The organism is Pseudoalteromonas sp. AS84 (assembly GCF_038900255.1).
Taxonomy (GTDB): Bacteria; Pseudomonadota; Gammaproteobacteria; order Enterobacterales; family Alteromonadaceae; genus Pseudoalteromonas.
Window position 1 is genome coordinate 15601 of sequence record NZ_JBBMQY010000012.1, and the last position, 15615, is coordinate 31215.

Here is a 15615-nt window from a genome sequence, read left to right on the forward strand (position 1 = left end):
TTTTGGTTATTCCCAGTCAAACTTATATAGCACATCAACATTTTGGTATAGGCCGCTCGTTATTTCTATGTATAACTGTGAAAGTAACTGATATCGCACAGCCACCTCACTGAGCGAATCAAATACACCCACGCTATATTTAACTTGTAAGCTGGGTGCTACGTAACCTGATATTTCTACTTTGGTGCTATCGCCACTACCAGATGAGCTTAAACTTACATCTGATAACCCAAAGGTTTCACCCACCTTAGAAACAACCCCTTCGCTGCGGCTAACCCCTTGAGAAAGTAATAACTGTGTGAGCATAGCATCGCTTGACGAACTTTCCCCGTCACCCAAAGGTTGGCCATTAAGTAAATATGCAAGTGCTTGAGCTTGATCCATCGCAGGCTCAGAAAATATTTTGAGCGTTGGTTGTTCAACATTTCCCGTGAGCGTGACCCCTGCAATGACTCCATTTGCAGTGGTATCTGGGTTACGTATAGCTTTTATATTCAAAAATGGTTGTTCAATTGAGCCGCTAAAACCGACTTGCCCGGTGCTGATTATTAAGTCTTGCCCAAAGGCTAAGTAAGTACCTTCAATTAAGTTAAGCTCACCTGTGGCTATAATTGGCGCCCCCTGACTCATTTTTATCGCTAAATCACCCGCAACTTTTGATTCCAAGCCAAACGATTCTACTTTTACATCGTTTTTAACAATCACTTTTAAATCTATGTCGTAATCAAACGGGACTTTTTCGGTAGCTTCAGTTTTTTGATCAACAATAATTTCATCATCGCTAACTTGCACCGCCCCCTCAGGGAGCTCTTCAATCATTATGCGACCGTAAGGCACAACTACCTCACCAACAAGCTTGAGTGCATTATTAGCCAAACCTATTTTTAAGTCTGGCGATACTTTAAAAGTAACTCCCTGCTGCGCGCGAACATAAAACTGCTCGCCAACTACAGCAACATTTACAGCAGGCTGCGCACCTTGCCAATCAACATCACCTGTTAGGTTTATTTTACCGCCCTGATTGTCGTTTAAGTTGCCTTTTATTGTGGCTGTTGTTTTATCAAACAATACGTTTATGTTTGATTTTTGCAGCGCTATAGGTAGTTGCTCGCCCTCTAAACTAATATCGCTAACGTTAAGCTCGCCATTTAATAAAGGATCTTTTAACGTACCTGCTAACGCGACTTTCCCACTAATATCACCTTTTAACTGCTCGAGAGTTTCAAGAAATGGTTGTAAGTCTGAAAGGAGTATTTTATCTATATTAATGGTGCCATTAAGCGCTTGAGTATTTTGTATATCGTCGATATTAATTTGTGTATTTATTTTACCAAGTACACTTGATTCTAAGTTAGCTTCAAGCTTGCCAATTTGAGAATCCGAAAATGCACTAATACTTAACGTTTCGATAGGTAATTTGAAACGATCTTCATCAGAGATTAAAACCGCAGTTAAATCGCTAGAATCGATATTTGCACGTAATGTTTTAAGTGCACCGCCATGCCAATTAAGTGCAACATCGCCAGCAATATTACCGCGAGTCCGAATATTCTCAGGCAAAAAGTGCTTAAGCTCTTCAAGTGCTAAGTTACTTAATTTTGCATTTAACTGACCAAGTTCTTTTGTTTGAGCTAGCGTGTCTATACATAATTCACTTTGCTCAGATGCCCAACAATGCGCGCTTACATTAAAGTCGCTGGTTTGAGTATTAACCATAATGGCAATATTTTTAGTGTTACTAAAGCTTAGCTTTTTATCACTAAGTGTTATATTGCTAAGCTCGCCATTCCAAGTGGTATTATTAATTTTGCCATTAACTTCCAGCTCTACACTGCCTTGCTCGGCATCTACTGATGCCGTAAGTTGGTGATCAGTTTTATCGCCGCTGGCATCAATTTTAACGCTATTAATTTTTTGGTCGGCCACAAGCGCCGAACCAACACTTACCGATATATCCGTTTGCCAATCGGCAGCGGTATCTAACTGCCCTTTTACTGATAATTTATTAATGTTTATTTCATCAAAAATAAAGCGATCTAGTATTAACGCTAAATCAACAGAGGGCGTTAATCGCTCACCTCTCACTTTTAAATTTGCGTTGCCATCAGCAGTAAATGGAATATTAGCTTTTTCATCACTTTTTAGCGTTACTTTGCCATCAACCTGCCAAGTATCATCAACTTGTCCGCTTAGTACTAACTTATTGGTGCCGCTACTTAAATAAAAGCTATCAATGTTCGCTTTTAACGTATTGTCGAGCTTAAAGTTTGAAGCAAATTCTAGTGGTACATCGTTAAGTAATCCGCTTAACTTTGTATTATTCATTTGTAACTGCCACGCATCAGCTGCGGCATTAAACGAGCCTTTAAACTGCCCTGAAATGTCACTAGTGACAGCGTCAGTTAAGTACTGCGCTTTTAAGTTAGCAAGCGTGCCATTAAAGCTAGCCTGTATTCCTTTTTGCCAATCAACATTGGCTTTTATAGTTGCACTGCTTTCGTTCGCTTTTATGCTTAGCGCTTGTAATGTTGCTTTGGTGAGACTGCCTTTTAATTGGGTCTTTAAGTCAACAGCTGGGTAAGCGCCTAGTTGGCTATTCGCCTGCAGGCTAAGCTGATAGTCGTCAGCATTACCTTGTGCGTTAAGGTTAACATTTCGTACTTTAAGCTCATTACTTTGTGCATCAATAAGCCACTGCTTAATTTTGCCATTTAACTCAAACGGGTAGTTTTTTTGCTTTAAATTTGCTGTTGCCGTTAAATTAAGTGGATATTGCCCCTGTGTTTCTAAATTTAAGTTTAGGTTTGATAAGTCGCCACCTAGCTCCAAGTTAGCTTGGTGTTCATCACTTTGTAAAACAACACTCCCTTTTAAAGGTAAGTTTCCTGCAAGCTCAGCGTTAAGATGTGTATTGAGCTGCCACTGTTCATACTTTGCTGAGAATGACTCTAAATTAACAGCCGCATCTTCTACATTTAACCGCAGCGCTATATTTTCAATAATATGCTGGGCTTCGCCTTGTTCTATCGTAACTTCAGCTATTTCAAAGTCCTCAACGACTAAATCAAGTGGTGAAGTAAATTCTATATTAGGCAAAGCAGGTAGATGCGTTAAAGGCGCTTGAGCATTTTGCGCAGTGTGTGTTTTCGCGTCTTGTTCTTGCTCTTTTAAAGCAATCAGTATGGTAGGGATATTTAGGCTTTTAACCGTGAGCTTAGAGCCCTCTGCTTTTGCTGAGAGTTTAAAGTTATCCACACTTGCGCTTGCGCTTGGGTGCTCTAGAGTAAATTTGTTTATCGCAATATTTTTTACAGCAATATTAAAAGGTAAGCTGATTTTTTCAAGCGGCTCTGTCGGGGCTTCTTCTTGTGATTCTGCAGTTTTTGGTAACGTTAAATCTATAGATTTAGCACTTAAGTTATCTATACAAATCCCATCGCATTGCCACCAAAACAAATCAACTTTCAATTGTTGAGCATTAAAATCCAAGCCATTGCTAGTAAAGCGTACATTAAAGGCATCATTATAAATAAAACGGCCATCTTTAATTTCAATATGTAGGCCATCTACGGCTTTGTTTGCACTATAGGCAATAAATTGATTACCGGGTGCGGTAAATAACAAACAAAATAGTGCAACAACTAACGTGACAAAAATAGCACTTACGGCGGCTGTTATCTTTTTTAATACTGACATTAAATTTCTGGCCCTATGGTAATACTTAAACGTGTGCTTTTACTTTCTTTTGTTAATCCCCAAGCGTGATCTATACGCACAGGGCCAACGGGTGTTAAATAACGAAAACCAAAACCAGCGCCTACTTCAAAGTCATCAGAAAAATCATTCGTCGCAGTACCACCGTCAACAAATAAAGCCACGCGCCAGTTTTGAGCAAACTGATAGTTGTACTCTATTGTACTGGTTAGTAAGTATTTACCACCGATGAGGTCGCCATCATCATTTTCTGGCGATATTGATTGGTACGCAAAACCACGAACACTTTGATCGCCACCTGCGTAAAAACGCAGTGAGTAAGGTACGTTTTCAATATCATCAACTAGCATTGCACCTACATTTGCTTTTAAAAACACTAAATGCTTATCTAAATAAGTACGTAACCATGCATGTTGCATTTGCACCCTAATCAAATTAGTACTCGAAAGTACATCATCTAAACCAAACTCAGCAGATATAAGCCACTGCTCTCCCCAATAAGGAGTCGTGCCGCCTTTTGATTTTTTGCGCGCGTAGCTAATGCCGGGCATTAACATTTCGGTGCTTTCTTCAGGCTCATCACCAATGCGATAAGTTTCTTGGTCGCGGCGTAAAAATGCAGTACGCACCCACTTATTTTCGGTCAACCATTGTCGCTGAACTTGCCCCGTGAGTATTTCACTGTAAGTGTCGTTTGTTAGTTCATCTTCTAACTTGTAGCCAACAGAGAAACGCCATAAATCATCATTAGGATCATCAACTGGAATTGTATAGGCCATGGAAATATCTTGCTGTTTTTGTGCCACGTTTAGATTAGTTTCGAGGTAATGGCCGTCTTCTGTGATCCACGGTTTACTCCATTTAAAACGCACTTTGGGTCCTAAGTCAGTGCTATAGCCGCCACCAACTTCATAGCTATTAGCGGGCTTAGGGAGTACATCTACTTTAATAGGAACTTGGCTATTTTGACGTGCTGCAATGTCAGCATAAACACGCACACTTGCGAAATAAGGGGTGCTTGATAGATCTAAATTATAATCAGCAATATGTGTTGATTTATAAGGTTGGCCCTGCGAGAAAGGCGCTATAGAGCGTATGTATTTTTCAGCGGGTGTATTAGTGGCAATTTGTATATTGCCAAACTGATACCTGACTCCGGTATCAATAACAAAAGTAATAACAGCACTATTTTTTTTAACCGACACTTCTAATTTACGTGCTGGCCACTTAGCATCAAAATAACCAAGTTCTAATAGCATTGATTCTATTTTTTTATGGGTTGAGTCGTATTTACCATGATTTAGAACATCGCCTTGTTTTAAGCTGATGTTGTTAATTAATGCCTGTAATTGGGTATCGCTTTGGCCATCCCCATTTAAAGTAATGTTAATTGCTTCTATACGAGTTGCAGGCCCTCGCTCAACTTTAACGATTAATTCACTGTCGTCTTTATCAAACTCAACTTCAACGGTTGGGCTGTAGTAACCAAGTGCTTTGATACTATTTTGTACTTGCTTTTGAGCATAGCGGCGAAGTGTACGGGTTGGCTTCTCACCAATTAATTGCTTGAGGTAAAGGGCTACGTTACTTTCTAAATCACCATTTAACCCTTTAATTTCGTAATCTTCTATGACTTTTTCTGCCGCATAGCTATTTGTCGCAATTAAAGCGATCACAACACACATGCAACGTAAAAACTTAATAAACAAGTAAATATCCTTACTTTTAATATCTTAAATACACAGTTAACGAATTAAGGGCATATTAGCATAGCCATAATGAGCAACACATTAACTTAATGACAATCTAAGGTGATAAATTATGTATTGTATAAAGGTTGATATAATGAAAATTAGTACGCGTTAGGACAATATTTTAGTTACAATAGTGCCTACGAATACAAAATTAATTTTAAATGAGTTTTTAATGCAATTCCCTGATGATGATAACGGCCAACTTTTAGCCGAAATAGCTGCTGCTGGCATTGATTTAAATAAAATGCACCAAGTCGATTTTTTTATCTTATTTGAACAAGAAGCCGATGCTGAAAAATTTGCTAAAGAAATAGTCTCTGATGCATTAGTTCAAAACACTGAGCTTGGAAAATGTAAAGACACTGGCGTTTGGGAAGTAATCACTCAAGTACAAATGGTGCCAGAGCACACCCTTCTTGGACAAGCCGAGCAATACATTGAAAGCATTGCTAACAGCTTTAATGGATACGGTGACGGTTGGGGATTGATGGATGATGACGAGGCTTAATTGCCTTTTAATCTAATGTACTCGATCAGTTAAGCTTATCGGCTTAACTGATTTGCTTTTCTAAAATTCCCTTTATAGTCAAATAGCTTGTCTGCCACTTTCCAACCATACTTTTTACTTTTTCGTGCAATAACAAAATCCGGTGGTACTAATTCAAATTGTGCTTTTACTACTTGCTCTGCAGTTTTAAAGTCTATCGGTGTTTGCCCAAGCCCCACGCGTTGACCAAATTGCTTATTAAATATAAATTGCCCGCCTTTATTTGCCAGGTTATATACCTCATCGCAACTTGTGCCATCTTCATCAAAATACGTTATTTTAAAGAGCTCATCTTTAATTTGAGTTACTGATAAACCACTACAACGAAGTACAAGTGCGTCTTTTAGGTTTAAGGCATTACGTAATTTATCATCAGGATCGGCCATTACCGCGCCGCAATCGTGGCATTTACGTGCAGCAATATCATTTTGGGCACCGCACTGCTCACACTCTTTAAACCTAAAACGATAATCGCACTGCTCTTTATGCCCATCATCATCTTCTAACAGCCCTTTACAGCGCCTGCCAAAGTGCTCTATTACTTTTCCTGCGGAATCAGTTTTACCCCAAAATATATTTGCAAAACCACAGCCAGGACAAAGTACCTGCACAGGTTCATTATCACTATCGCCTTTTTTATCGCCTACTTCTGGGTGAAATAAATTAAAACCATTGCCGGCATAATCGATTACTAAGCAATCTGTTTTTGATTCAGATAACCTGAGACCTCGCCCCACAATTTGTTGATATAAACTAACTGATTCTGTAGGTCTTAAAATAGCTATAAAATCGACGTGTGGCGCATCAAAGCCGGTCGTTAGTACCGATATATTAACTAGATACTTTAATTGCTTAGCTTTAAATTGCGTAATGATTTTATCGCGCTCATTGTTTGGCGTATCACCTGTTATAAGTGCGCTTTGATGAGCTGGCAAGTAGCTTAATATTTCCTGAGCATGCATTACCGTGGCTGCAAAAACCATAACACCTTCACGCTCTTCACTGTATTGAATAACTTGCTGTAATATAGCTTTCGTAGCGCGCTCACTGTTTTTTAAAAGCGCATTCATATCATTAGTCGTGTATTGCCCAAATGCATTACTATCTAAAGACGAAAAATCATAATGACTTATCGCTGCATCAACTTCGTTTGGCGGCGTTAAATAATTATGTTTGATCATATACCTGAGCGGCAATTCAAAAATACAACTTTTAAACGGACTTTCTTGAGTACCTTTAACAAAGCCATGATAATGATGATGGTATATCCACCCCGTTCCTAGCCGATAAGGTGTTGCTGTTAAACCCAATACTTTTAACTGAGGGTTATATTCTTTTAAACTGTTTATTACTTTACCATACTGACTTTTTTTATCCCCATTTACCCTGTGGCATTCATCAATAATAAGTAACGAATAATGCTCATTTAATTTATTTAAATTACGAGAAAGTGATTGCACACTAGCAAACGTAACTTGATGGTTTAATGACTTTTCTTTTAAACCTGCTGAAAATATACTCGCCTCTAAACCAAAACTTTTATATTTTTGCGAATTTTGCTCTACCAACTCTTTTACATGAGCAAGTACTAATATTTTTTGCTTAGCAATACGGGCAAGTTCAGCAATAACAAGGCTTTTACCTGCACCAGTTGGTAGCACAATAACGGCAGGATCATTACTCTTTCTAAAGTGTAAAACGGTGCGTTCTACGGCTTCTTGCTGGTAAGGTCTTAGTTTATAGCTCATGGGAAAACAAATAGGTTTGAGTAAGGAGATTTTAGCAAATAATAGCTGGGAGTTTTAAACTTTAATTATATTTTATTGAGGGGTAAACAAAAAAGAGAAGCCGAAGCTTCTCTTATATTTAGCTTTAGGCTAAAAATTTCTCAAGCTCAACACCTTCAAACGCTTTAGGACGACGGCCACGGCCTGTCCATTCAATAGTCTCACCATTAAGTTCCATACGGTACTTAGGCTTAACTTTGGTACGTTTGTCAGATGCTCCATCTTGTAAATCTTCTAGCGTAAGTCCTTTTTCTTTTAAAAGATCCAAAACTTCCTGTTTCGCTTTTTGCTGCTGGGTATATTTTGAAATTGCATCATTGATAAGCTGTTGAGCTTTTTCAAGATCCGTTAATGATGCTGTTTTAATAAAAGATCGGACTTCTTTCATTTATATCTCGCTAAATTGTGTGATTAGATTTATTTAAATATTCTTTTTTAGTATAAGGGTATTTTTCAAAAATAACTACGACACATAATTTATTAATGTATATAAAATTTATTTATAAAAAAACCGCGATTAAAATCGCGGCTTTTATCATTTTATATAAATAACAATTAGAACTTAGTAGTAAAGCTTAACTGGAAATAACGACCAGTAACATCATAAGCTTCACCAACTGTGTTTATACCTGATGCCCCACTTACTGAACTTTGGTTTGCTACAGGAGGTTGCTTATCAAAAACATTTCGAACTGACAAAGTAACGTCTGTTCCATCAGTGATGTTATAAGTACCTGATAGATCATGATAAATAACAGTCGGAAAGCGATTAAACTTGTCTAAAGGAGCACCAGTTGAGAAATTTTGGTTTCCTTCAATATTACTATCATTTGAACTTGCCCAGTACTTCATGCGCCATGATACTGCAAAGTCATCAACTGCATAGCCTAAATTCAAATTTGCACGATTAGTAGGCGTTAATACTTCACCTCTGTAATCTATCTCTTCACCAGATTCAATTGATGTTTCAGCATACTCATACAAGTGATTCCAAATCAAGTCAGCTGATAATTGCCCGTAAACAAATTCTTGTTTGTAGCTTAATTCAATATCCAAGCCTTTTGTGCTTAAATCATTTTCATTGCTAGTACCAGAGCTAACTTCTGTCAAAGCACCTCTTGTATCACGTATTGCCCCACCACATGTAGCATCAAAGTCAGATGGATCAACACCGTAGCATCGGTTTAATACAGTTGTTCTAGCAGTGGTAGCAATAGCGTTATCTACAGCAATATCGTAGTAGTCAAGCGTTAATGAAAATTCATCAGTCACTTGCCAAATAGCGCCAACACTAAATGAATCAGATGTTTCTTCTTTTACATCTTCATTACCACCAACATAACCGCCAGTGCTTTGACGTTCAATAGTTGTTAAATTGAATGCGCCTTCAGTGGCAACTCGATTAGCCACTTCAGCGATAGAAAGACAGTTAGCCGCTACATTACCTGTTGATGATGCAGTAATTGCATCACAAGGATCCGCAACACCTGAAAATGTTTCACCTCTACCACCGAATAAATCAGCAATATTTGGAGTTCTAATAGCTCGCGCTGCTGATGCTCTTAATTTTACTGTATCTGTAGGAGAGTATTGTACACCTGCATTCCATGTTGTTTGTCCACCAACAATTTCATGATCTGAATAACGAGCGGCTAAATCTAGTTCAACATTTTCGAGAACTGGTAATACAGTTTCAACAAAAACATCGTTAGTGTAGAAGCTACCATTCGTAGGCTCAGATTTATTTGTACTTGAAGCACCAGTTTGCGCTAAATCACCTGGAGAGTATGAACCTTTTTCAAGACGATGTTCTGCACCAACAGCAAGTCCAACCATACCACCTTCTAGCTCAATTGGTAATTCACCTGAAAGGGTTGTTGAAAAGATAAATTGCTCAACTTGACCTTGAGATTTTGCAGGTGATCTTACATATGCAACGGCTTCATCAGACAAAGTTCCTGCACCGAACAAATCTAAAGGCACACACCCTTGAAGTACTGCTAAATCATTAGAACATTGGACGTTACCTTCTGCATTAGTATATACATCTAATGCATTTGCAGCACGTTCTACATTTATTTGACCACCATTTTCTTGGCGCTGGTCAGTTTTACCCCATGAGATATAAGAGTTTAAAAGCCAGTTGTCATTAATTTCCCAATCTATACCTGTCGCAATACGAATAGTATCACGCTCTAAATCTGTTGAGCGAGCACCAAACTCAACCATACGGCGAACTAACGTTGGGATATTATCATCCATTGTTAAATCAGGATTATCAGACATTAAATTTTGGCGTAAAAGATCTGGAACTAAAGGGCTTCCCAGCTTAATACCACCAACGCCACCACGTGAAGGTAGATATACATCATCCGTAGTAAAAGGAGTTGGTTCAATAGTCGAGTTGTATGTTTTAGATGAATTCCAGTTTACTTCCGTGAAAGAGTGAACACTATCTGAAATATCTTGTTTAAAGTTAACTGCTGCGTATTTACGTTCAAGCGGAGTCACTAACTGTCTGTAAGAAGCACGATTGAATGAATTCTCATCACCTACATATGGTGTACCATCTGCATTATATCCGCCAACACGGCCTTGAGGCGGATATGAAGAATTCTGAATACCAACATATTCACCACCCTCATCATTCAAAAATATAGCTTCATCATATCTTGAGAAGTCTCGATCGGATGACTTCAGACCTTTATCGTCATCATATCCAGCAGCAATTGTTACACTACCTGAATCCCAGCTATTACCAGCAGTAAGGTTTAAAGAATATTTTTCGCGATCAGACTCATCTGAAACACCTGTTTGAGCGTTAACTTCAACACCTTCAAAATCGCTTCGCGTAATAATGTTCACAACACCAGCAACAGCATCTGAACCATAAATCGCTGAAGAAGCACTTTTAAGAATATCAATACGTTCAATCATTGATGCTGGTATTGCATTTAAGTCAACCGCATAACCGCTTGAAGGAGAAACACCTGACACAAAGCGACGACCATTCACTAACACTAAAGTTCTTGAGGAACCTAAGTTGCGTAAAGACGTAGTGTTAAGACCAACGCCTGTAGTACCAAATGCACTATTTGATTGATTTGAACCAGCAATAGTGACCGGAGATTGATTCAAAACATCGGCTACATTCAATGCACCCATTTGAATAATATCACTTCGGCCAATTGATGTGATTGGCACGGTTGTTTCAATATCAGTGCGCTTTATGCGTGAACCCGTTACTTGAATACGCTCTACTTTTTCAACACCTTCGTTTGCAGCGATTGTGTTCATAGAAAAAACAGCTGTAGATGCTGCACCAAAAGCAATCGCTAAGCGAACAGCTTTCGAAACTTGATTATTTAACATTGGATTCTCCCTAGAATACTATTTTAATTATTTTGCCTTCAAAACAGTCTGCATTTAATTGCAGTACCTATTTTGATTCGAATAGTAGTCCTAACTTATACAAAAGGTCAACACTTACGAAATCAAATAAACCCCTTTATTTACAATAATTTAAAGAAACAAAAAACTTACATGATGCCATTCTTGCATTATTGCATTGCTTGCAAAAAACAGATTTTAAATATGTGCAACACTTAGAAGAAATCATACCTAAATATCACATTAGACAAGTTACTAACTTTCCTAGAACGCCAGACCATGTAGATGTAAAAGCATGCAAAGGAATAAAGAATTACTTCACTTTTTTAAAAAGAAAAGTCCATTAATCTGTACGTTTATTGATTTCTAAAACCCTGCATAGATTGCAAACTAACCAAAATAGCTAAGGTATTGTTGTAGCAACGACTGCTTAATATTTGAACGGCAAAGTAAGGTGAACGCTGTTATTACGTGTGATGTAATGTGGGGATACTGATAGCTTTAAAACTCAAAGATACTAAGGCACCACTCCATTAATACAGTAATAGGCGTATCAGATATGATCAAGGTTGAGGGCTGTACTACCCAAGAATATATCCAATCACCACATTTTCAGCTTAAGTAATGAAAAATAATCTTTCGTTGGTATCCATTATGTTTTTTAAACTTCTGAAGAACCTCTAAGTAAATCCAACAATTTCCTGTGTAAAGAAACGTAATATCAACTAGATGTAAAAATTTTTGCCTAGTTATAGCGCAATTTACTTATCGCTAAATAGACCCCATATATGAGCCGGTTGGTATAAACACATTTCAGGACGAGAAAAGGAAAACATAAAAAAAGCCTACTGAAATTTCAGTAGGCTTTAATATTAAACGCTTTCGTTTATAAACTTATTTACTAAAGATATTAGAAACGTAAGTTTAGTCCTAAGTTGAAACGTCTGCCGTATACGTCGAAAAACTCACCATCATCGTATGTGCCAGGATTTCTAGGAGGTGTAATATCAAATAAGTTTGAAACACCTAATCTTACTTCAAGCATTTCGCTAACAGTATAACGACCGTTTATTGACCATTCTGTATAAGAAGGAACATCATTATAGTTGTTATTTTCAGCAGTCCACTCTCTGTCTAATACTGTTGAATGACGGTATTTACCAATCATACCTACGTATAAATCATCGTAAGTATAGCCTACCGTTAGGTTACCCTGCCAACGAGGGTATCTTACTTCACCAACTGTAGGTGTTGGTTCATAGCCTTCGCTAGAAACATCTGTATTAAACTCTCTATGCTCAAGGTAACTTGCTAGTAAACGGAAGTTAAATGAACCGTAGCTCGTTTCATACTTGTATGTACCTTCTAAATCAACACCTTTAAGAGAGTAAGATGCTAAGTTATATGGTCCATTACGAACCTCAGAAATATCAAGAGTCGTAGGATCACGGTCAACTAAGTCACAAGCACTATTATCTAAACTAGACGCTTCGTAACAATCATCAATAACACGCTGTGCACCTAAAGAGTTAATTGCATCTTCAACGTCAAAACTCCAATAATCTGCAATTAACGTGATATTTTCAGTTGGGGTATAAATTACACCAAATAATGTATCGTCAGACGTTTCTTCTTGAAGATTTGCATTACCAGAATTTACACTTGGCGGAGTAACACTACGCCAATCATCAGATGGTCTCCAATCTCCAACTGTAGTACCTGGGTTTGGAATACCTGCTGCTTGACAGTTAGCAATTAAGTTTGCTTTTTTGCTATCACTCGCTGTAGATATATTAGTTTGGTCACATGGATCGCCGTAAGACGCAAATGACTGAGTACCAGCAGAATAAAGTTGAGATAATGATGGAGCACGAACCGACTTAGACTTTGTACCACGGAAACGAAGTTCATCGTTCATTGCGTAGTTAAAACCTACCTTCCAAGCTACATTATCGCCAACTGAAGAGTAATCCATGTAACGAGCGGCTAACTCAAGGCTTAATGAATCAACGAAAGGTGCATCCACTAATAGTGGAACTGACATTTCAACACCAATTTCATCAACTGTAAATTCACCATCCCATGCTTTTACAAAGTTACCAAACACTAGATTATTCTGCATTGCTGCACCAGGTTCATTAGAACCAGTTTCTTTACGATGCTCAGCACTTAAAGCAAAAGAAACACCACCAGCAGGCATATCAAAAGCATAACCTGAAATAACACCACCAATAACTTGCTGCTGTTTAACTTTAGAAATTGATGCTGAGGTAGTTACGTAATCTAAAGCTTCTTGAGACGCACCATTAAGACCAAATAGGCTTAATGCCTGACAACCATCTAACGCACCAACTAAAGAACCATCTGAATCACGGTCAGCACAACGAATTGCTCCGTCAATTTCTACCGCGTCAATAGCCTTATTAAAGTTCTCAGTAAGGAATTCACCGTTCCATGTTGTGTCGTTTTTATTACGGCCGTAACTAAAATATACTTCGTAATCGAACTCTTCTAGTAATAAACCTTGGAAAGAAAGAGTTGTATTAAGTGTTGTGCGATCATCTTCATAGGTACGATTACCAAAACCCGAAGCGAGCTTATAAATTGTAACTGAATCTCTACCAGCTTCATCTAATTGGGCTTTAGCAGCTGGGTCCAAAAATGCATTATCTGAACGAATCGATTCAGCAAGGAAAATTGGGCTACTTTCTGCATAAGCACTTGCTTTTGAGAAAGAAACTTCAAAATTCATTGAATGATCATCAGCATAATTATTTACTATGTTTGTAAAAACATTGAAACGATTAAGTGGTGTTGCAAGATCTTGATGCTCAATAAATTTGTAACCATTAGAGAAGCCGTCACCAAAATATCTAAGTTGATTATTCGGCGCAGGTCTTGTTACACCACCAACTATAACGGGACTAAACTCACCATTATCACCAAATACAACATGGCCATCAGGTAAGAATGCATCACCTGCGCGATCGTAATAACCTAGTGTTTGCAAACCGGCAAATTCACCTGTAGCTAAAATATTCTGTGGAATTCCATCCGTGTCAGAAACGTTATCAGGGTTTAACATCCCAGAAACTGGGTTACGAAGAAAGTCACGGTCTTGAGCTTCAAGCTGTTCTGTTTCTGAGTAAGATAAGCTCGTAATAAAACTTATTTTATCGCTTTCCCCACCAAACGTGAATGAAAAAGACTCTTCTTCACCACCACTTTGTTCTGTAATAGATTTTTTGTAGTTGAAGTCCATAGTATCTTGAGACTTTTTCAAAATAATATTAACTACACCCGCAATTGCATCTGAACCATATACTGCTGACGCGCCGCCATGAACAATATCCATACGTTCAATCATTTCTGTCGGAATGCCGTTTAAATCTACCGCAGGATTATCTACAGAAGCACCTACGTATCGACGACCGTTTACAAGTACTAAAGTACGACCTTCTCCAAGCTGACGAAGATCTGTAGTATTTATACCCGCACCAAAAATAGTGTTAGTAGTTGTTGTAGGTGCAGAGCCTACGCCAGATGAAGGAAGCTTTTGTAACAAATCTGAGATATTTGTAATGCCGGCATTAGATAACTCTTCGCCAGTGATCGTAGTTACAGGAGTAGGTGAAACCTCTGAAAAACGCTTAATACGTGAGCCTGTAACCTCTATACGCTCTACTTTTTCAACGCCTTCTTCTGCCGCAATTGTATTTGCAGCGAAAACAGCCGTTGATGCTGTACCAAAAGCAATCGCTAAGCGAACTGCCTTTGAAATTTTATTGTTTAACATTTGATTCTCCCTAGAATACTATTTTATTATTTATGCTTAATTTTTAAAATTAATGCGCAATAAAGCCACTTAACAAGACTAAAAATGCCTATATGAAGGTACAGTAGGACTGTATTGTGTGACGGATGATAGTACTAGAGAAACAAAAAGGTCAACACATTATTAACTTTAAACCAGCAAAAATAACAAATGTGCCTTTCACCATTACAATAAAATCAACAGTAAGTAGATGATTTTATTGAAAAAGTAATATATTTATATTTAAAGCTTATATCACCTTAAAATTAAACACTTAAATAACAACAACTTGAGTTTTTGTAAAGATTTGTAACAAAGCATCGCTAAAATATATAAAAATATTCATATTTAGTAGACTTATCTAAAGCTGCAGCTTTAAAAAAGCGTCTTTTTTATTTAAGGTAAAATAAAAAACCTTACTATCAATTAGATAGCCTCACTTTTATACCTTAACAATAAGATGTATATGTGATTACTTTAGTCTTTTCGAGTATATGACTTATAGTATGCTTGTAAAATTTATTATAGGAATTGACCCAATTAATGTGTAAACATACATAATCACTTACTCCTTCCTTATTTTGCAATCTGAGTTGTAAATTTTATGTT

General features: G+C 37.7%; 7 protein-coding genes. 1 reads left to right on the forward strand and 6 read right to left on the reverse strand.

The window, feature by feature from the left end; all coding sequences use genetic code 11:
• Positions 1-6: 6 nt before the first annotated feature.
• Complete coding sequence (locus WNY79_RS13030) at positions 7-3696, reverse strand: translocation/assembly module TamB domain-containing protein (RefSeq protein WP_342876058.1); 3690 nt, start codon at positions 3694-3696, stop codon at positions 7-9.
• Positions 3696-5423, reverse strand: coding sequence for an autotransporter assembly complex family protein (locus tag WNY79_RS13035; RefSeq protein ID WP_342876059.1), 1728 nt, complete (start codon positions 5421-5423; stop codon positions 3696-3698). The genes WNY79_RS13030 and WNY79_RS13035 overlap by 1 nt, the downstream gene beginning before the upstream one ends.
• Before the next feature lie 217 nt (positions 5424-5640).
• On the opposite strand from WNY79_RS13035, the gene WNY79_RS13040 reads away from it, so the two are divergent.
• Positions 5641-5976, forward strand: a complete 336-nt coding sequence (locus WNY79_RS13040; protein ID WP_024599771.1) for a ribonuclease E inhibitor RraB — start codon at positions 5641-5643, stop codon at positions 5974-5976.
• Between the two features lie 35 nt (positions 5977-6011).
• On the opposite strand, the gene WNY79_RS13045 is transcribed toward WNY79_RS13040, so the two are convergent.
• The 4 genes from WNY79_RS13045 to WNY79_RS13060 form a co-directional block, all read right to left on the reverse strand.
• A complete protein-coding gene (locus WNY79_RS13045) occupies positions 6012-7763 on the reverse strand; it encodes a DEAD/DEAH box helicase (RefSeq protein WP_076924413.1) in 1752 nt (583 codons plus the stop codon).
• Between the two features lie 124 nt (positions 7764-7887).
• On the reverse strand, positions 7888-8190 hold the full coding sequence (locus WNY79_RS13050; protein WP_007586043.1) for an H-NS histone family protein: 303 nt from the start codon (positions 8188-8190) through the stop codon (positions 7888-7890).
• 167 nt (positions 8191-8357) lie between these two features.
• Positions 8358-11174 carry a TonB-dependent receptor gene (locus WNY79_RS13055; RefSeq protein ID WP_342876060.1) on the reverse strand — a complete coding sequence of 939 codons (2817 nt, stop codon included), beginning with the start codon at positions 11172-11174 and terminating at the stop codon, positions 8358-8360.
• A 928-nt stretch (positions 11175-12102) separates the two neighbouring features.
• Entirely contained in the window at positions 12103-14988 is a 2886-nt protein-coding gene (locus WNY79_RS13060; RefSeq protein WP_165721643.1) for a TonB-dependent receptor, read from the reverse strand.
• Between the last annotated feature and the right edge of the window lie 627 nt (positions 14989-15615).